The organism is Parasphingorhabdus sp., from assembly GCF_041748495.1.
In the GTDB taxonomy this organism is placed as follows: Bacteria; Pseudomonadota; Alphaproteobacteria; order Sphingomonadales; family Sphingomonadaceae; genus Parasphingorhabdus.
This window is the reverse complement of sequence record NZ_JBGTDD010000058.1, coordinates 19,129-38,804: the sequence shown is the minus strand read 5'-3', so window position 1 is coordinate 38,804 and position 19,676 is coordinate 19,129. Positions and strand designations below refer to the sequence as shown.

Annotated in this window: 17 protein-coding genes; 10 read left to right on the top strand and 7 right to left on the bottom strand. The window is 58.1% G+C overall.

The features are described from left to right. Positions 1-47: 47 nt before the first annotated feature. From ppc to ACEW8J_RS04815, 3 genes are all read right to left on the bottom strand, one after another. Entirely contained in the window at positions 48-2,735 is a 2,688-nt protein-coding gene (ppc, locus tag ACEW8J_RS04825; RefSeq protein WP_373490503.1) for a phosphoenolpyruvate carboxylase, read from the bottom strand. A gap of 138 nt (positions 2,736-2,873) precedes the next feature. Then, on the bottom strand, positions 2,874-4,580 hold the full coding sequence (locus ACEW8J_RS04820) for a tetratricopeptide repeat protein (RefSeq protein ID WP_373490502.1): 1,707 nt from the start codon (positions 4,578-4,580) through the stop codon (positions 2,874-2,876). A 169-nt stretch (positions 4,581-4,749) separates the two neighbouring features. Continuing rightward, positions 4,750-5,316, bottom strand: coding sequence for an HNH endonuclease (locus ACEW8J_RS04815; RefSeq protein ID WP_373490501.1), 567 nt, complete (start codon positions 5,314-5,316; stop codon positions 4,750-4,752). A gap of 86 nt (positions 5,317-5,402) precedes the next feature. Here ACEW8J_RS04815 and gluQRS point away from each other — a divergent pair, with 86 nt between their 5' ends. From gluQRS to egtD, 5 genes are all read left to right on the top strand, one after another. Continuing rightward, entirely contained in the window at positions 5,403-6,293 is an 891-nt protein-coding gene (gene gluQRS, locus ACEW8J_RS04810; protein WP_373490500.1) for a tRNA glutamyl-Q(34) synthetase GluQRS, read from the top strand. A 9-nt stretch (positions 6,294-6,302) separates the two neighbouring features. After that, positions 6,303-6,533: an HIG1 domain-containing protein gene (locus tag ACEW8J_RS04805; protein WP_373490499.1), complete on the top strand. Its 231-nt coding sequence runs from the start codon at positions 6,303-6,305 to the stop codon at positions 6,531-6,533. Positions 6,534-6,545: 12 nt separating this feature from the next. Then, a complete protein-coding gene (locus tag ACEW8J_RS04800; protein WP_373490498.1) occupies positions 6,546-7,124 on the top strand; it encodes a cob(I)yrinic acid a,c-diamide adenosyltransferase in 579 nt (192 codons plus the stop codon). A 154-nt stretch (positions 7,125-7,278) separates the two neighbouring features. Then, a complete protein-coding gene (gene egtB / locus ACEW8J_RS04795) occupies positions 7,279-8,466 on the top strand; it encodes an ergothioneine biosynthesis protein EgtB (protein ID WP_373490497.1) in 1,188 nt (395 codons plus the stop codon). Between the two features lie 16 nt (positions 8,467-8,482). Continuing rightward, the gene (egtD, locus tag ACEW8J_RS04790; RefSeq protein ID WP_373490496.1) at positions 8,483-9,442 is read left to right on the top strand and encodes an L-histidine N(alpha)-methyltransferase; all 960 of its coding nucleotides are present in this window, start codon (positions 8,483-8,485) and stop codon (positions 9,440-9,442) included. 3 nt (positions 9,443-9,445) lie between these two features. Here egtD and ACEW8J_RS04785 read toward each other — a convergent pair whose 3' ends face one another. Continuing rightward, positions 9,446-10,543 carry a DUF1176 domain-containing protein gene (locus ACEW8J_RS04785; RefSeq protein ID WP_373490495.1) on the bottom strand — a complete coding sequence of 366 codons (1,098 nt, stop codon included), beginning with the start codon at positions 10,541-10,543 and terminating at the stop codon, positions 9,446-9,448. 76 nt (positions 10,544-10,619) lie between these two features. Here ACEW8J_RS04785 and ACEW8J_RS04780 point away from each other — a divergent pair, with 76 nt between their 5' ends. From ACEW8J_RS04780 to ACEW8J_RS04760, 5 genes are all read left to right on the top strand, one after another. Next, complete coding sequence (locus ACEW8J_RS04780) at positions 10,620-11,489, top strand: 3-hydroxyacyl-CoA dehydrogenase NAD-binding domain-containing protein (RefSeq protein ID WP_373490494.1); 870 nt, start codon at positions 10,620-10,622, stop codon at positions 11,487-11,489. Positions 11,490-11,584: 95 nt separating this feature from the next. Continuing rightward, entirely contained in the window at positions 11,585-12,730 is a 1,146-nt protein-coding gene (locus ACEW8J_RS04775) for an epoxide hydrolase family protein (RefSeq protein WP_373490493.1), read from the top strand. Between the two features lie 6 nt (positions 12,731-12,736). Beyond that, a complete protein-coding gene (locus ACEW8J_RS04770) occupies positions 12,737-13,657 on the top strand; it encodes an ABC transporter permease (RefSeq protein WP_373490492.1) in 921 nt (306 codons plus the stop codon). A gap of 4 nt (positions 13,658-13,661) precedes the next feature. After that, positions 13,662-14,450, top strand: coding sequence for an ABC transporter permease (locus ACEW8J_RS04765; RefSeq protein ID WP_373490491.1), 789 nt, complete (start codon positions 13,662-13,664; stop codon positions 14,448-14,450). Further along, a complete protein-coding gene (locus ACEW8J_RS04760; protein WP_373490490.1) occupies positions 14,447-15,994 on the top strand; it encodes an ATP-binding cassette domain-containing protein in 1,548 nt (515 codons plus the stop codon). The genes ACEW8J_RS04765 and ACEW8J_RS04760 overlap by 4 nt, the downstream gene beginning before the upstream one ends. Before the next feature lie 56 nt (positions 15,995-16,050). Here the strand turns inward: ACEW8J_RS04760 and ACEW8J_RS04755 are convergent, their stop codons facing one another. The 3 genes from ACEW8J_RS04755 to metC form a co-directional block, all read right to left on the bottom strand. Then, a complete protein-coding gene (locus ACEW8J_RS04755; protein ID WP_373490489.1) occupies positions 16,051-16,836 on the bottom strand; it encodes a TorF family putative porin in 786 nt (261 codons plus the stop codon). Positions 16,837-17,139: 303 nt separating this feature from the next. Continuing rightward, positions 17,140-18,477 (bottom strand): mechanosensitive ion channel family protein, encoded by a 1,338-nt coding sequence (locus ACEW8J_RS04750; protein ID WP_373490488.1) that lies wholly within the window; start codon positions 18,475-18,477, stop codon positions 17,140-17,142. Then, positions 18,474-19,673, bottom strand: coding sequence for a cystathionine beta-lyase (gene metC / locus ACEW8J_RS04745; RefSeq protein WP_373490487.1), 1,200 nt, complete (start codon positions 19,671-19,673; stop codon positions 18,474-18,476). The genes ACEW8J_RS04750 and metC overlap by 4 nt, the downstream gene beginning before the upstream one ends. Positions 19,674-19,676 lie beyond the last annotated feature (3 nt).

The following is a 19,676-nucleotide window of genomic DNA, read 5'->3' as shown; positions in this document are numbered from 1 at the left end:
TAATGTTGGCCGGAATCATGACTGTGCACGCTGTCAATGCGCACGGATCAGCCGCTGTTGCGCAATCCGGTAGCAATGGCATTGAGCGACAGCTGGATGCCCTCACCGATCCGCGGATCGTCTTCGCCGGCGCGCAGGCGTTTCATCAACTCGATCTGCAGATGGTTGAGCGGTTCGATATAAGGCAGGCGCAATTCGATGCTGTTGAACAGCGATGGGCTTTTCGCCAGCAGATGGGGCTGGTCGGTGATTTCGAGCAATATGTCGCGCGTCTGGTACCAGCCGGAACGGATCCGGTTGAAAAACGCCTGACCCATCGCCTGATCCTCGACCAATTCGGCATAGCGGGCGGCGATGCCCATGTCCGATTTGGCCAGGACCATTTCCATATTGGACAAGGTCGCCTGAAAAAAAGGCCAGCTCTGCGCCATATCCATCAGCTTGGCCTTGTCATCAAAAGCCGCAAGGGCCTGGCCGACGCCATACCATCCGGGCAACATCACCCGCGCCTGCGCCCAGCTGAACACCCAGGGAATGGCGCGGAGGTCCTCGATCTTGTCGCTTTTCGTACGGCTGGCCGGGCGCGAACCGATCTTGAGCTTGGCAATCTCCGTCAACGGCGTCATCTGCCGGAAAAAGCTGCGGAACGCGTCGTCGCCATAGACCAGATCGCGATATTCGGTGAATGCGGCCTGGGAGATGTCGTCCATCGCTGAGGCGAATTCGGCCTGCACCCTGGAGTCGGTCCGATCAGGCTCCAGCGAGTTGATCAGCACCGCCGAAGTCATTGCTTCCAGATTGGCCTCCGCGCCATCTTCCGTGCCATATTTTGCGGCGATCACTTCACCCTGTTCGGTGATCCGGATACGGCCGGCGACGGTGCCCTTGGGCTGTGCCTTGATTGCTCCGAAGGCGGAGCCGCCACCGCGGCCCACTGCGCCGCCGCGGCCATGGAACAACTGCATCTTGATGCCGGCTTCCGCGAAAATCGGGGTGAGGGCATCGCTCGCCTTGAACAGGCTCCAGGTTGAAGTCAGATAGCCGCCATCCTTGTTGCTGTCGGAATAGCCGATCATCACTTCCTGATGACCACGCGCTCTGGCCAGCGCGTGCATTTCGGGAAGGGTAAAGAAATCGATCATGACATCGGGCGCATTTTCCAGATCGGCAACGGTCTCGAACAAGGGCACTGCCATGATCGGGCAGGCGGGTGCCGGTTCCTCTTCTGTCGGCGCGTGGTACAGTCCCGTCTCCATCAGCAAGACATAGACTTCCAATATGTCGGAAACGCTTTCGCCATTGCTGATATTATAATTGGTGATGACATCGGGGCCATATTTCCGATGGGCTTCGGCGGCGGCACGGATGATCGACAATTCCTTGGCCGTTTCCTCGCTATAGGTGATCCACGGACTGGCCAGCGGACGGTTATTGGCCAGTTCTGCCCGCAGCCGCTTGACCCGTTCTGTCTCGTCCAGGGCCAGATAATCCGGTTCCACACCGGCTCGCTGCAACAGTTCAGCCACCACCTGTTCGTGCACCTTGCTGTTCTGCCGCATATCGAGCGTGGCGAGATGAAAGCCGAACAGTTCGACCGTCCGGATCAGGCGGCCGAGCGCCCCGGATGTAGCGAAGACGCCCTTGCCACCCGCTTTGAGCCCCTCGGCCAAAATGACCAGATCCGCGCGCAACTGTTGCGGGTTCTCATAAGCTTCGGCCGGAATTGCCGACACCCGCCCTGGCACATGGTCGCACAGTTTGAGATGGGTCGCCGACAGTCTGGCATAGATACCCGACAAGGCGCGGCGATAGGGCTCGTCCTTGCGGCTGAGCGCATCGTCGCCGCTGGCCTCAGCAAGCGCCAGCACCGCTTCAGGCACGTCTGCCAGTTCCGTAGAGATGGAAAGTTCGGCACCCAATGTATGGACACACATCAGATAATAGCCAATCACGGTTTCGGCAGCCCGCGACAGCGCCTCTTCCATGGCCTGGGCATCGACGAAGGGATTGCCATCCCGGTCACCGCCAATCCAGCTGTTGAGCTTCAGGAAACTGGGCAGGCGCGCGCCCAATATCTGTTCCCATTTGGCATAGAGCCGCGGCAGCACTGGCAGGAACACATCCTTCATATAGCTTTGCGAAATCTGTACCTCGTCGGTAACGAATAACCGCTCGCGGCGGAGCGGGCGGGTCTGCCAGAGCAGGGCAATCTGGCGCATGATCGCATCGTCGAGCATGTCACCCTGCGGTGTTTCTATATGTCCGGCGTCCTTCATCAGCAGCAGCTCGGCAATCCGGGCCCGGTGATCGATGATGCTCTTGCGGCGGACTTCGGTCGGATGGGCGGTCAGCACCGGCGCTATCAGGGCCTCGTCGAGCAGGTTCAATATCGCTTGCCGGTCGACCCCTTCGCTGGCCAGCAGTTCGATCGCCTCGACCACCGTCGCGCCTTTTTCCGCCGATACGCCCTGGCGATCCTCGGCGAGATTGGCGAGCAGTGAAAACAGCATGAAGCCGCGGACAAAAGCCAGCGTATCGTCAAGGGTCAGCGCATCCAGTCCCGGGTCAATCGCATCGCCGTCGGCGACTCCGCGATGCCGGTCGACGCTGGTGGAACGGATATATTCGGTGCGCCGGTACAGTTCTTCGCCACCATAAGACCGAATGACATCGCCGAGCAATTTGCCCAGATATTTGATGTCAGGATTCTGGCGGACGATAAGGGATTGGGTCATTCATTGATGCTGCACCGCAACAGATTATTGGTCAAGCGAAACCAGACCCCTGTATCAACTCGTGGGAAACACCATCAGCGGGCATCCTGCCGAGACCCCACAAGAGCGGCCGGTGCTTCCCCCGAGCGGATACAGTTGCTAGAGGCGCGACCCTTCAATCTGCACATCTGCCTTGGACCAGATGACGTCGAAGTGGGCTCTTGCCATTTTGGCCTCTTCCAACTTGCCTTGCCGTTCCAGCGCGGTGGCAAGTCCCGACATCGACCAGCCATTGTGTGGATAGTCTTTCAGATCTTTCCGGTACACAGCCTCCGCTTCGGCAGGCCGGTCCGCTTCGAGCAGCGCCTGCCCCAGTGACTGCCGGGTGGGATAATACCAAAAGGGCGGTTCCGTATAGGGAAGGGAATCCTGCTTCTCTACGGCGCGTTCAAAATGGCCGACTGCCAGATCAGGGTCGCCTGACCTGAGCGCCATTTCGCCTTGCAACAGATCATCGGCAATATTGAGCAGGACACTGGCGGGATAATCGGCACTGTCCAGAAAGCGTATCTGCACTGAATCCTTCACGGCCGCGAGCTTTGTGCGCTCGGCCTGTGCGCCTTTGATATCACCGCTATTCGCCATCGCTATACCCCGTGCGTAGCGCCAGATTGCGTTTGAGTAATCGAGATCTGTGGGCGGGGTCGACTCGGCCAGAATGTCTGACCATTTGCCAAACTGGGTGAGCGTTAGCAGCGGGATGGTCTTGAAAAACTCCACCGTCGGAAATTGCTCGATTTGTTCCATACGGACATTTGCAGCGACTTTACGCGCCGAATCAATCGCCATTTGGCTTTGGCCCGCCATGCTGGTCGCTGCCCAGAGGAAATGGATATTATGCGGATAATACATCGCCGGATAGAATCCCTGTGCGTTGCAGGCAGCGATATATTCTTCATCGACAGCCGCTGCCCGGATATTTGCCGTGGCAGCATCATCATAGCGTCCAACCCGCCAGTAAATATGGGCCGGCATGTGCACGAGGTGTCCAGATCCGGGCACCAGATTGGCGAGCGTGTCCGCTTCATCCTCCGCCCGGCCCGGCTCTGCGGATGCCTCGACGGCATGAAGATAGAGGTGGAGCGCGAGCGGATGCCGCGGACTGCGGGCGATGATACGCTCCAGCGCGGCGATGACCTTTTCCGTCTCTGGTTTGGGCGTGCCGTCAGCGGACCAATAGTCCCACGGCATCGTGTTCATCAATGCCTCGGAGTAGATTGCCGCTGCGTCATCATCTTCCGGATGTGCTGCAACAACTTCACCCATCGCTTCGGCATAGGCAAGATCCAGCGGCAGACGATCCGTCGTCGGATCACCATTATAGCGTTTGGCCTGCGCTTCGATCAGCGCCTGTTCCAGCGGCGTCGCCGTTTCTTTGAGAGCCATCGCCTGATTGATGGCGGCAAACGCGGACTTGCGATCAGCCTCGCTCATCACCGCTTTGCCCTTGCTCGTTACATTGATATTGGGACCAGTCGCCAGGGCCTCTCCCCAAAAGCACATCGCGCAATCGGGATCGAGTCGCTGGGCCGCCCGAAACGATCTGATGCTTTCGGCATGATTGAAACCGAACGCCAGCACCATGCCCTGGTTGAAATAACGATTGGCGCCTTCTGAACTGGTCGAAATTTTGCGACTATAGTCGCCCATGCCTTCAAAAAGCGGTGCGCCAGCCATTTGGACGAGTTCCGTGTCCGCCATGCTGGCAGCGGCAGCAGAACTGGATTGAGCCTCAGCGGCTTCGACGCCATAGGCACTTAGCGCAAGCAGCGCGGTACCCAATGTTAAGTGTGATTTCATCATCATCTGCACCTCCGGCAAGAGAATTTCTCGGACTCGGTGGGTACGCAACAAAATATTTTGTGATCATAGCGCAAATTTGCGGTTAAATCGAATCCGGTACGCCGGATGGTCCTGATCGGCCGAAATGAGTCCGGATAGCCGGGGGATAGCCGAAACCGGACGCAAGCGCGCCTCAGCTTTCCAGCACGATATCCCAGTAGAGCCAATCGTGCCAGGTATCGTGCAGAAAATTGGGCGGAAAGGCGCGGCCATGTTCCTGGAGATGCCAGCTGGTCGGTTTGATCGGACGGTTTGTTAGCTGCATATGCGCTTCCTTCGGCGTCCTTCCGCCTTTCTTGAGATTGCAGGGCAGGCACGCAGTGGCGACATTTTCCCAGGTCGTGCGACCTTTTTGGCGGCGCGGAATGACATGATCGAAGGTCAGATTATGGGGCGACCCGCAATATTGGCATTCAAACTTGTCGCGCAGAAACAGGTTGAAACGGGTGAAGGCCGGATATTCCGACGGCTTGATATATTTCTTGAGCGCAATCACCGAGGGGATTTTCATGTCGAGATTGGGGCTGTGTACCTCGCGCTCGTAGCTCGACACAATATCGACTCGGTCGAGAAACACCGCTTTGATCGCGGTCTGCCATGGCCACAGGCTGAGCGGGTAATAAGATAGCGGCGTGTAGTCGGCGTTGAGGACAAGCGAGGGGCAGCTTTCCGGATGCCTCAGCAAGTCGGGGTGATACATGTGCTTTGTCTCCCTTGTCCTTTACTGCCCGCTCTTTATCCCTAAGAACATGACATGACTATTACACAAAGAACAATATCCGCCCGATGACGTCAAGTGTGCAGTTAAATACAGATATTGTGGTGCGTTTTGCGCCCAGCCCCAACGGATTGTTGCATTTGGGCCACGCCTATGCCGCGATGGTCGCGCATGATTTTGCCCGCGCGCGCGGTGGCCAGTTTCTGCTGCGGATCGAGGATATTGACCGCGGACGGAGCCGCGACGAATTTGTCACTGCCATATTCGATGATCTGCACTGGCTGGGACTCGACTGGGACGGGGACGTGATTTTCCAGTCCGAACGGCTGGACAGCTACGCGCAAGCGGCGGAGCGGCTGAAAGCCATGGGTCTCTTATATCCCTGTTTCTGTAGCCGCTCCGATATGCGGCAATTGCAGGCTTCTGGTTCGCAGGCGGAAGGTCCCGATGGACCGGTCTATGCGGGAACATGCCGGAATATGGACCCGGGACTGGCGAGAAAAAGGGTGGCAGCAGAGCCGCACAGCTGGCGGCTGGACGTCGCCAAGGCGGTTACGCTTAGCGGGCCGCTCGGTTGGCGGGATGAACGGCACGGAGTGCAGGCGAGCGATCCCGAACGACTGGGTGATGTCATTTTGGTGCCCAAGGAAACGCCCGTGGCCTATCATTTCGCGGTGACCCTTGATGATGCCCGCGATAGAATCACCCATGTCGTGCGCGGCGACGATCTGTTTGCCTCCACTGACATCCATCGCTTGCTGCAGGCGCTGCTGGATTTGCCAACGCCGGTTTATTATCACCATCCCTTATTGCTCGACGAAAAAGATGAAAAGCTCGCCAAAAGTCGGGATTCTGCCTCTTTGTCCGTATTGCGTTTGGCCGGGCGCAGCGGGCATAAGCTGCTGCAAGATTTGCGGCAGGGCATCTTCCCGGTTGGAATCTCGCTTTCCCAGGTTTAAGGTGCATATATGAGCTATATTTTGATATTGATGATCGTCGCGGCGGCCGCTGCTGTTGTTTACGCACTCGTGCGCGGGCTGATTGCCTTTGCCAATATGGAACCGGGTGACGTCGATGCCGACGGCATCACGGCGTCGCACAAGAAGCAGAATGAAATGATGTTTGCCCGGGTGAAATATCAGGCGATTGCGATTGTGCTGGTGGTGTTATTGCTAGTGCTGGCAGGCGGCCAAAGCTAGGCGACTGCTCTGATGGTTAAACTCAACAAAATTTATACCAGAACCGGCGATGACGGCACGACCGGACTGGTCGACGGCTCGCGCATTGCCAAGAGTGACCCGCGCATGGCGGCGATTGGCGATGTGGACGAACTGAACAGCGCGCTGGGCGTGGCGATTTGTGAAATCAGTGAGGATGCCCTGGTTCGGGATTTGCGCATCGTGCAGAATGACCTTTTTGACCTCGGTGCGGATCTGGCCACCCCCGCAGAGGCAGGCGATGATTTTGCCCCTTCGGAAATGGTCCTCCGGATGGTGCCATCACAGGTGGAGCGTCTGGAAAACCTTATTGATGCGGCGACCGCTCAGCTTGATCCGCTGACCAGTTTCATTCTGCCCGGCGGCGCGAAAGCTGCTGCGGCCATCCATCTTGTTCGCGCTGTGGCCCGACGGACCGAGCGGACCTGCGTGTCCGCTGGCAGCGAAACACGGCTCAACCCGCAGGCTCTCGCCTATGTCAATCGTCTCTCCGACTATCTGTTCGTGCTCGCCCGGATGCTGAATGGCGGCGGCAAAGATGATATATTGTGGGTCCCGGGAGCGTCGCGCTAGACCCAATGCCGCAACGGTTTATATCGATTTGCAACCAAATCGCGCCATGATAAGTTGTTGACCTGAACATTGTTCGCGCTATGTTCTGAAGTGAAACCGAGATTCCACCGGAGTAGGATCGATCGCCAGCCAACCACAACAGCCGTTTTCGCCCTTGGCTGACGCAGTCAATATGCCCCGATCTAGCGGTCTCCTGGATCGTTTCAGGGATGTGCGAAGCCATACGGTTCGTCTTGTCGACGGTTTGAGCGATGCCGATGCGACCGTGCAATCGATGGATGATGCGTCTCCGGCCAAATGGCATCTGGCCCATACCATCTGGTTTTTCGAGACTTTTCTGCTGCGTGACCATGTCGCCGGCTATGCGGTCTTTGACGATCGCTATCCCTATCTCTTCAATAGCTATTATGAAGCCGAGGGCGCGCGGCATGCGCGGCCGGAACGCGGCCTGCTGACCCGGCCGTCTCTGGAGGAACTGCTGGACTACCGCGATCATGTCGATGCAGCGATCACCGAAACGATGGCCGGTTTTTCCGATGCGCTGCTCGACCTCATCGAACTCGGACTCCATCACGAGCAACAGCATCAGGAATTGTTGCTTACCGATATTCTCCATCTTTTCTCCCGCAATCCGCTACAGCCGGCCTATTCCGATGCGTTTCCCGAGCAAGGCCCGCCAGCGGCTTCGTTGCAATGGATAGAAGGGGCCACCGGTGTTCAGAAAATTGGCCATGATGGCGGGACATTTGCCTTTGATTGCGAAGGCCCCCGCCACGAACTGCTGCTCCATCCGCATGCATTGGCGAACCGGCCAGTCACCAACGGTGAATGGCTCAAGTTTATTGAAAGCGGTGGCTATCGCGAACCCGGTTGCTGGCTTTCGGACGGCTGGGCCTGGGTCCAGCAGGAGCATATTGAGACACCCCTGTACTGGAACCGGATCGACGATCAATGGACGGAATTTGGATTGACGGGCAGCCAAAGTCTCGACCTGTCCGCGCCGGTCAAGCATATCAGTCTCTACGAGGCGGATGCCTATGCCACCTGGGCCGGCGCCCGTCTGCCGACCGAGGCAGAATGGGAAGTGGCCGCCTGCCAAGGCTTGCCGAACAGTGGACTGGTCTGGGAATGGACTGGCAGCGCCTATCGCCCCTATCCCGGCTTCAAGCCTGTCGAGGGAGCGGTGGGCGAGTATAATGGCAAGTTCATGTCCGGGCAATTTGTCCTGAAAGGCGGCAGCACCGCCACCTCTCCCGGCCATATCAGGCCCAGCTACCGCAATTTCTTCTACCCCCAACAGCGCTGGCAATTCACCGGATTGCGGCTTGCAAAAGACCTTTAGGTCAAGGATTTCTGCTATGGATATGCCCACCGCCATTATCGACCATACATTCCGCAAGGATGTAAGTCGTTGCTTTGACCAGCGGACCTATGCGCTGCCCGCGCGCTGGCTCTATGACCGGCGTGGGTCGGAATTGTTCGAAGATATAACCGAACTGCCGGAATATTATCCCACCCGGACCGAAACGAAATTGCTGCAGGACCATGGCTCCGACTTTGCTGCCGCCATTGGCAAGGGCAGGGCGGTGATCGAATTTGGATCGGGAAGCTCCGCCAAAACCCCTCATCTTTTGCATGCCGTCGATCCCGCGGCCTATGTGCCGATCGATATCTCGGGCGAGTTTCTGGAACTCAGCGCCGCGATGTTGCAGGGCGATTTTCCCGATCTGCCGATCCATCCCGTCGAAGCCGATTTCATGAAGCGGGTCGATTTGCCGGATGCCGTCGCTGACATGCCAAAGCTCGGCTTTTTCCCTGGCTCCACGATCGGCAATATGATCGCGAGAACCTCGGTCGATCTGCTCCGCTTCATGCGCGAAACCCTGGGCATCGGTTCGCAATTGCTGATCGGGCTGGACCGGGTCAAGGATCGACAGGTCCTGATCGATGCCTATGACGACAGCGCCGGCGTCACCGCCCAATTTTCTCTCAATTTGCTCGACCGGATCAATCGGGAACTGGACGGCGATATTCCGGTCGAAATGTTCCGGCATGTAGCCGTCTGGAATGACGACTATGCGCGCATCGAAATCTATCTTGAAGTTCAGGAGGATGTGACTTTTACAATCGGTGGCACGATGCACAGTCTGGTGAGCGGCCAGCGCCTCCATATCGAGAATAGTCATAAATTCGGCTTGCGCGATGCCCGGCTGATGCTGCGGGCCGGCGGCTGGACGCCGCTATGCGACTGGAGCGACGAACAGGATTATTTCACCCTTATCCTGGCCGAAGCGCATCCCTACAAGCACGCCCCCTGATGTTTAGTCGGTGGCAGACACGACCTGTTCCAGCGGACGGTGATTGGCGCGCCAGGTCGTGATCCATTCAAACGCACCGCGACATTCCTGCATCGCGGATGCTGCGATCAGGCGAAACATGATGCCGTCCCAGACATAATTTTCCGCGCTGCCGCAGTCGCCTATGCCGCGCCCCTTGCCATAGCTGGCCAGCGTCCGGTCCTGATCGTTCCAGTTGGCGTTGACCAGCAAGGGATCAGCGCCTTCGCCGCCCCAGCTGGGCTGCCGGTCAAATTTGGCCGGAGCGAATGTCCAGCCACTGGTGGCGCGCAGGTTTTCCACATATTCTCCGATATAAGGCGCGCTAGAAAAATTATAGGCTCCCGTGCCGCAGGAAATCAGCACCAGTGCCCGATAGACGTTGCCGCGCTTGCCAAGGGGGAAAATCTGGTCCTCGACCACGCCAAAGCGCTCTTGCTTGCACCGGGAATCTTCCGCGAGGGCAATGATATCGCCGGTTTCCGGGACCCGCTTCGCTGCGTCCCAGCGATCGACAGAGATCGTCGGAATTTTGGTCACTGCGGGCCGAAATGCGCGTGACCCCTTGGCGACCAAAGCCGTTCCGGTGCCATCGCGACCCTGTTTCTGGTCGATGTAGCGTAAGGCAGCGGATGATCCCGCCAGCGAAACCCGGGCGATGATTTCATCATCTGGCCCCTCAATGACAAGCCGGTTGCCGCTGATGATGGCTTGAGCCACTTTCCTGGCATCCGTTCCTACGATTTGGATGGGATAATCGCCCTGCACAATAGGACCGGTGTCGACCAGCCTGCCATCGACAATCATCTTGTACCGATCGACTTGCTTGGGCTGGAACAAGATGTGAATCTTGAAAATGTCATCGCTGCCTGCGGTTCGAATGATCGAGATCGGACCTTCCCAGTCATCAGGAACCGCTCCGCTCGCTTCCGGCATCAACGAGACTGCCTGACAATCGGCGCCGTTATCGCAACCGACGGCCCAGTCCTTGAACGTCCGGATTTCTCCGGGCTGCACGGCTGGCACAGCGCCGGCCGTGGCAATGGCCGCAAATATTCCGGCTATGAAACTGATAGGCGTCATAATTGCGATCTAGCCAGTTTGAAAGACAATCGCTAGTGGCTTGTTGAATCAGGATGAATGACGTGAAAGGCATGGAATGAAAGCAATCGGTATTATCGGATCGGGGCAGATGGGTGCCGGTATCGCACAGGTCTCGGCGCAGGCCGGCTATCATGTCTATCTGTCCGATGTGAGCATGGAAATCGCCGAACGCAGCAAGTCCGGAATCGCGAAACAGCTGGCGCGGCTGGTGGACAAAGAAAAAATCGAGCAGCAGGCCGCCGAAACCGCGCTTGGCCGGATTGAACCGATCGTCCAGCTCGATCCGATGGCCAATGCTGATATCATCATCGAAGCGGCTACCGAACGGGAAGAGGTTAAGCGCCAGATTTTCGCCGCAGCCTCCGAAGTGCTTGGTCACCAGGCGATTCTCGCCAGCAACACATCATCGATTTCGATCACCCGGCTGGCGCAGGCGGTGAAAGATCCGACACGCTTTGTCGGCGTCCATTTTTTCAATCCGGTGCCCTTGATGGGGCTGGTCGAAGTCATCCGTGGACTGGCGACCAGCGATCAGACAGCGGCGATGGCAGCTGATTTTGCCAAGGCCGTTGGCAAGACCCCGGTCATGGCAAAGGATTCTCCTTGCTTTGTCGTCAACCGGATCTTGCTGCCGATGCTCAACGAGGCGTTTTTTGCGCTCGGCGAAGGCACGGCCTCGATGCAGGATATCGACCGCGGCGTGCAACTGGGTCTGGGTCATCCGATGGGTCCGATCACATTGGCTGACCTGATTGGCCTCGATACATTGCTGGAAATATTGCGGGTTCTGCAAAATGACTTTGGCGATCCCAAATATCGCCCGGCACCGATCCTGTGTAAATATGTCGAGGCTGGTTGGCTGGGCCGCAAGACCGGCAAGGGCTTTTATGATTATTCCGGGGAGACACCGGTTCCAACGATGTAGGCGTAATCTCTGTCATCCCGAGCTGTTTCGGTGCGGGCAGGTCGAAGGAAAACCGCCTTTACTTTCAGGGGCGAGCCAAAAGAGGATGACGGACTGTGAGCGACGAAATCAGAGACTTTAGAATTGATATTCCGAAGACGGCGCTGGACGATCTCGACATCAGGTTGCGGCATGTGCGCTGGCCCGATCCGGAGCCGGTCGAGGACTGGTCTCAAGGCATTCCGCTGGACTATGTCAAGACCATCGTCGATCATTGGCGAACCAGCTATGACTGGAAGCGCTGTCAGGATGCGCTCAACCGTTATGACCATCATCTGACCGAGATTGATGGGGTTGATATCCACTTCATGCATATCCGTTCGCCGGAACCTGATGCCCGGCCACTGATCATGACCCATGGCTGGCCCGGCTCGATCGTCGAGTTCATGGATGTGATCGGGCCGCTGACCGATCCGGCCGCTTATGGAGGCGAGGCGAAAGATGCCTATCATCTGGTGGTGCCATCTTTGCCCGGATATGGCTTTTCCGGCAAGCCGACCACGACCGGATGGGGTATCGAAAAAATTGCCACTGCCTGGGACACGCTGATGACACGGCTGGGCTATGAGCGCTATTTTGCGCAGGGTGGCGACTGGGGTGGCATGGTGACATCGGTCATTGGCGCGCAAGATCTCGGACGCTGCGCCGGCATTCATGTCAATCTGGTCATCGTTGGCTCGCCTTCCGCAGAGATCATGACCAATCCGACGCCGGAGGAGCAGGCCTCGCTCGCCCATTTTGCGGTCTATCAGTCGCAGGGCGCTGGCTATGCAGAAATCCAGCGAACCCGCCCGCAGACATTGGGCTATGGTCTGGCGGATTCTCCGGTTGGCCAAATGGCGTGGATCATGGAGAAATTCCAGGGCTGGTCCGATGGTGCCAAGGCCCCGGATGACAATTTCGATTGTGACCATTTGCTCGATAATGTGATGATTTACTGGCTCAACAACGCTGGCGCTTCCTCGGCGCGGCTGTACCGCGAGAGCTTCGGTGCCCCCAATATCGATCCGGTCACCATTCCGTCGGGTTGCAGCATCTTCCCGGATGAAATCATCACCCCCTCGCGCCGCTGGGCCGAACAGCGGTTCAGGGATTTGCGCTATTGGGGCGAAGCGGAACGCGGCGGTCATTTCGCGGCGATGGAAGTGCCGGAATTATTCCTTGCCGAAGTGCGGAGCTGTTTCGGCGCGATGGAGCTGTAGCGGCACGTGCTGGCTTTGATCACCCGGCGGTTGCTGACGGCCATCCCGACCCTGCTGGTGATCATCTTGGCATCTTTCTTCCTGATGCGGTTGGCGCCCGGCGGGCCCTTTGATGGCGAACGGCCGCTGGATCCGGAAACGCAGGCGGCGCTGCAGCAGGCTTATGGATTGGATCGGCCGCTGTGGGAGCAGGCTTGGCTCTATCTGTCGCGGCTGGTGCAAGGGGATTTCGGACCGTCTCTGGTCTACCGCGACTTCACCGTATCGGAACTGATCGCTCAAGGTCTGCCCATTTCCTTGGCTTTGGGGGGACTGGCAATAGGGCTGGCGCTGCTGATCGGAGTGACCGCTGGACTTTTTTCTGCGGTGCGAGCGGGACGGGGCGCCGACAAGACGATCATGATGCTGGCTACGATTGCGACAGCGCTGCCGACGTTCGTCACCGGTCCCGCGCTGGCGCTATTCTTTGGTTTGTGGCTTGGATTGCTGCCAGTCTCGGGAACGGGACATGGCGGTACCTGGTTGATATTGCCGGTGGTGGCGCTGGCGCTGCCGGTGTCGGGAGCCATCGCCAAGCTCACCCGCGCTGGATTGGCCAGTGTGCTCAAACAGGATCATATCCGCTCGGCCCGGGCCCGCGGGTTGCCGGAAGTCAAGATCTTGCTAAAGCATGGACTTAGACCCTCGCTGGTACCGGTAGCGAGCTATCTTGGTCCAGCAGCGGCTGGCCTTTTGACCGGAGCGGTCGTAGTCGAAACCGTCTTCGGATTGCCGGGTCTGGGGCGCTATTTTGTCCAGGGCGCGCTCAACCGCGATTATCCGCTCGTGCTGGGCGTGGTCACGCTTTACGCGGCGCTGATCATCCTGTTCAACCTGTTTGCCGACCTGATCTATGGCTGGCTCGATCCCAGAATGCGGGAAGAGTGATGCTATGCTGAAACGCCATCTTGGCCTTTTACTGGTTCTTGCCATTGTGACGCTGGCACTACTGCTCCCGTTCCTGCTCCCGTGGAACTATGATCAGATCGACTGGAATGCGGTTCGCGCACCGGCATTCAGCGATTCGCACCTGTTCGGCACTGATGAAATCGGCCGCGACCGTCTGGCGCGGTTGGCGGCGGGCACCCAGATCACGCTGATGGTCGCGATTGCCGCTGCGCTGGTTTCGCTGATCGTCGGCATTGCCTGGGGCGCAACCGCAGGCTGGATCGGGGGCAGAACCGACGAAGTCATGATGCGTTTCGTTGACGGGCTCTATGCCTTGCCTTTCATGTTCATCGTCATATTGCTGATGGTGCTATTCGGGCGTTCGATATTGCTGGTGTTTGTCGGCATCGGGCTGGTCGAATGGCTGACGATGGCGCGGGTGGTCCGGGGGCAGGTGATGGCACTGAAACAGCGCCCCTTCATTCTTGCCGCCGAAGCCGCGGGGACGCCATCGCTCACGATCATCCTGCGCCATATCTTGCCCAATATCGCCGGTGTCGCGCTGGCCTATCTGATGCTGACCGTGCCGCAGGTGGTGATGGTCGAGAGCTTTCTCTCCTTTCTCGGGCTGGGGGTGCAGGAACCGCTGACTTCGCTCGGGATATTGGTCAAGGAAGGCGCCGACGACATGTATATGACGCCGCTTGGCCTAGCGTTGCCTGGCGGGCTGCTCGTGGTGATCCTGGTTTGCCTGACGATTGAGGGCGAACGGTTGAGAGACCGCTTTTCGTGAGCCTCTATGAAATCCGCAACATGTCGGTGGCCATCGCCGACAAACGCCTGGTCGAGGAGATCAGCCTGACCGTCGAGGCGGGCCGATGCACCGCTCTCATCGGTGCATCGGGCTCTGGCAAAAGTCTTACCTGCCTGTCGCCATTTGGCCTGACTCCAGCCGACGTTCAAGGTTCCGTCAGACTGGCCGGGATTGATCTGGTCGGCGCCAGCGCCCGGCAATTGCGCGAAGCCCGGAGCAGGCTAACCGGATTTGTGTTCCAGCAGCCCTTGACCGCACTGACTCCCCATCTGACGGTCGGCGCCCATTTGCAGGAAGCGACAATGCAGGCTGGATCGGCACGGCCAACACGAACTGACCTGGCACGAAAGCTGGAGCGCGTTGGTCTCTCGCGGGCAGATGAGCGGCTCGACCAGTTTCCACATCGGCTGTCCGGCGGCGAGCGCCAGCGCGTGATGATCGCCGCTGCTATTGCCCATGGACCCAAACTGCTGGTAGCCGACGAACCGACCAGTGCCCTGGATGCGTCCTTGCGGGCTGAGATCATGACCCTGCTCGATGAATTGCGTACCGAACGGGGTCTGGGAGTCTTGCTGGTGAGCCACGACCTCGCGTCCGTCGAGGGGCATGCCGATCAACTGGTGGTGATGGAACAGGGGCGGGTGGTGGAAAGCGGTCCGGCTGGCGCCATGATCGCCAATCCCGTGGAAGATTATACGAAACGGCTGATCGCTGCCACACCCCGTCTCGAAGAGCCGAGGCCCGAGCTTTCCAGGCCCGGTGAGCCGTTGCTGGAAACCAGAGGCCTGGGAGTCGATTTTGCCCGGCCCGGCTGGCACCGGGGCAAAATTCGGGCATTGGCTGATGCGAGTATCATGGTACGGGAATGCGAATCACTCGCGGTTGTCGGTGGGTCGGGGTCCGGGAAGTCCACTCTCGGGCGAGCGATCGCCGCTATTGGGCCGATAAGCGATGGTGAAATCCTCTGGAAAGGGGCAAGACTTCCTGAACGCCGGAAGCGCAGCCTGGACATGCGCCGGTTGATCCAGCCGGTTTTTCAGGACCCGGTCGCCAGCCTCGATCCGCAATGGCGCATCGAGGACATTGTCACCGAACCGTTGCGCAATCTATGTCCCGAACTGACCAGGGTTGAACGCAATCAGCGGGCTCGGCAAATATTGTCGGATGTCGATCTGGCAGAGGATTTTCTCACCCGTCTTCCGGCCAGTTTGTCGGGCGGTCAGGCGCAGCGGGTCGCGATTGCGCGGGCTATCATTGCTGAACCTCGGTTGCTGGTGCTGGATGAGGCCACATCGGCGCTGGATCCTCTGGTCGGTGCGGAAATTCTCAAGCTGCTCCGTCGGCTGCAGGACGAATATGGATTGAGCCTGCTGTTTATCACCCACGATATCGCCGCCGCGCGCAGATTGTGCCACCGGATAGCAGTGATGGAAGAGGGGAGGATCGTGGAAACCGGTCCGATGCAGGCCGTTATCGATGATCCCCGCCATCCGGCGACACGGAAACTCATCGCAGCCAGTTAAAAAAAGGGCCACTCGATGGTGCGAGCGGCCCCCTTTCCAGCGTGGCTTTTGTGAATTTAGAAGGATACGCCGAGAGTGAAGATAAACGCGGAGTCGGTGAAATCTTTCTGCGCCGGAGAGTCGTCGGTATCGGTATATGCTACGCCTAGCGTCAGATTTTCCGTGATGGCATAATCAACGCCCAAGGACCAATCGACGTAATTATTGTCGGTTCCCTGAAGGGTGCTGAGAAAACTGTTGCCGCTCGAATATCCGAGATGCGCGTTCACGGTCAGCGGTGTATTCGGAATGCCCGTGCTGAGGTCGGTGTAGATGTAAATATTGTCCTGATTGGCCAGCGCACTTTGTCCGCTCCAGGAATAGGCAGCGCCCACCGTGGCTTCGACCGGACCCAGGGTTGCGGATATGGAAGCATAAGGTTCAAAGAAATCGGTTGCCCCGCCGCCAACACCGCCGGCGTCCGGATAGAAATAATAGAGCAATCCAACGTCCGCGGAAATGCCGGATGCTATCTCGCCCGACCAGCCACCGTAAATGTCGATCTCGGTGCCACCGGCAAAGTTGATCGAGGAGCCCCAGGTTCCGATATAGAAGCCGCTTTCATGGCCAATATCGATACCGCCTTGAATGGCTACATCGCCGCCCGACTGCGCGACACCGCGAAAGCGATAGTCGGATGTGACGGCCGCGTTTCCGGAGATGGTGAACGCGCTGGCAGATGGTTCTTCCGCTGCATCCTGAGCGAAAGCGGGAGCGGCCGTGGAGGCCAACAAGATAGCCGAAAGGCCGGCGAAGGTTGATTTGGCTTTTCTGCCAAGAATATTTTTACTGGACGTGCGCATGGAAATCCCTTTCTCGTTAATGCGTATCGCCCCTCCTGATTCTGTCTTGGCTGTCTTTTTATTGCGCCAGATGCCCCGAACGCGAACAGTCTCTAAACATGCAATGGAAATTTGCTCTATATTATTGCGCTGCACAAGAAAGAAAGCGACAGGAAAGGTGACATAATTATGAAATGTTGCACTTGCGCCACAAAGCGGAAACTGGCCGCTTAAAATTTAGGCGGATTTGATCTGGGCTGATTAATAAAGCGTCATTTGATGGTTCGTACCCTTGCTATCGCGATTCCATATTCCCAATCTCATTTATTCGGTCGCTGGCGATTCTGCTGGATTGGTCGTCTGTTTCGAGCCGGCTTCAAGTTTTGCGATTGCCTCCTGCGGCATTGATTTGATATGCATAACGCGCTGCGGGAAAGGGATTTCAATCTGATGTTCCTTGAACAGGTCCCAGACCCGTTTCAGGATCGCGGCCTTGAAATTCCCGACACCTGATTGCGGATCCATGATCCAGCAGCGGATTTCAAAATTGACGCTATTGTCGCCAAATTCCAACATCCAGACGACGGGTTTGGGGTGATGGAGCACGCGCGGGACATCGACGCAGGCCTGTTTCATCAGATCAATTGCCTGGTCCATGTCGGTGTCATAGGACACGCCGACGGGGATGCTGATCCGGACATTGGGGTTGGAATAGGACCAGTTTTCAACTTCCCGTGTCATCAGGTCCTCGTTCGGGATCAAATGTTCCTTGCCCTCGCGGGTGAGAACCGAGACCGCGCGGACGCCAATCTTGTTGACCCAGCCAAAGCTGTCGCCGACCGCGATCACGTCACCCGGCTTGATCGAGCGGTCCATCAACAGGATGATCCCGGCGAACAGATTACCGATTGTCTTCTGCATGCCGAAACCGATGGCGAGACCGAAGGCACCAGAGAAGACAGCCAGAGCGGTAAGGTCAATCCCGAGCAAATCCAGACCAAGAACGAAGGCTCCGGCCAATATGGCAACGGTCGCCAATTTCTGGCCGAGAACCTTTTGGGCGCCGTCCAGTTCGCTGTTGCCAATAATATACGACACCAGCCTCATCAGCACGCGGGCCACCGCGAGCAGCATGACGGCGGTGATCGCCATGGTCACGATCCAGAGCAGCGAAATTCTTCGGGTACCGATGTTGAAGCCGACCTTGTCCATGGCTTCGCTAATCGGTTCGATCCCGCCAACCAATCCCGATCCGATACTCACGAAAAGCGCCAAACCGATGATGGTCCCCAGCCAGTCTGGCATACGCACGCCGCGGATCAGGTCATTGGCAAACAGGCCAACGGTGATCGCGATGGTCAGGGCAAAGACCACCTGTGCAATGAGATGCCAGGGATAAGCAGCCAGAAAAATCCCGCATAATATGAATGTGGTTGCGCGCCGGGTCATGTCCCTGATGCGCCGACCGGCCAGTTCGCTCTCATAGCCGGCCCGCGCTTCCCAGAGGTGGCGCAGCTTGGGGCCGATATATTTGCTGAGATACCAGCCGGCGGTCAGTGCCAGCGCGACCAGTCCGGCAGCAATGGCACCTTCGATATACTGGACATTGCGGGGAATGTCGGGCGCCAAAGATTCAATATAGGTGAGGGCATTATCGATCATGATTGTGCACTGTGGTAATGTTCAAATGCTTTGGCAAGGTCCGCGATCAAATCGTCCGGGTCTTCCAGGCCGACATGAAGCCGGACGAATGCACCGCCGGCGGTCCACTCGGTGGCCGTGCGATGTTTCTGCGGATCGACCGGAAGCGCGAGGCTCTCGAAGCCGCCCCAGCTGTAGCCGATGCCGAACAGCGCCAGCGCGTCGATGAAGGCAGCGCGCGACCGGTCGTCAGCCTCCCTGAGCTGAAATGAAAACAGGCCAGATGACCCGGTGAAATCGCGTTTCCATATCTCGTGACCCGGGCAATCAGGCAGGGCCGGATGGAGAACGAGGCCGACTTCGGGCCGGGTTTTCAGCCAATGGGCAATTTTCAAGGCACTGGCTTCATGCTGGCGCAGCCGGACTTCCAGCGTCCGGAGACCGCGCGCGGCAAGATAGGCATCGTCGGGGGAGACTATCTGGCCGAGTTGCTGGGCCGTGCGCCGGAGACGCCCCCAATATTTGTGATGGGTGGTGACCGCACCCATCATCACATCGCTATGGCCGACGATATATTTGGTGGCTGCGGTGATGGTGATATCGACGCCCTGTTCCAGCGCCGGGAAAAAGCGAGACGTTGCCCAAGTATTGTCCAGCAGCGTGACAAGGCCCGCCGCATGGGCCGCCTTGCAGATGGCGGGTACATCCTGAACTTCGAAGGTCAGGCTGCCGGGGCTTTCCATCAATATCGCCTTGGTGCTGCTGCCGAACAGGGCGGCGATATCCGACCCGACCATCGGATCATAATAGCGCGAACGGATCCCCATCCGTTTGAGAAAGCTATCGGCAAAGCTGCGACTGGGGTCATAACTGCTGTCGGTCAGCAGAATCTCGTCGCCCGGTTGCAATATCGCGAGCAGCGAACAGGAAATCGCCGCAACACCGGAAGGATATAGCATCGTCCCGGCCGCGCCGGGTTCCATTTCGGTTAGCGCTTCGGCCAGCGACCACTGGGTCGGTGAGCCACGGCGGCCATAAAAGAACTGACCGTCATCATTGGATTTGAGGCCCTCCCGGAGATGGGCCACATCGTCATAAAGGTGCGTGCTGCCGCGCCATACCGGCGGATTGACGACCGCCCCCGTCCATATTTTCCGCCGACCAGCGGTGACGACCTGTGTCGCGGGCTTTTCTGAACCAGAGTCGCGACCGGCCAACTA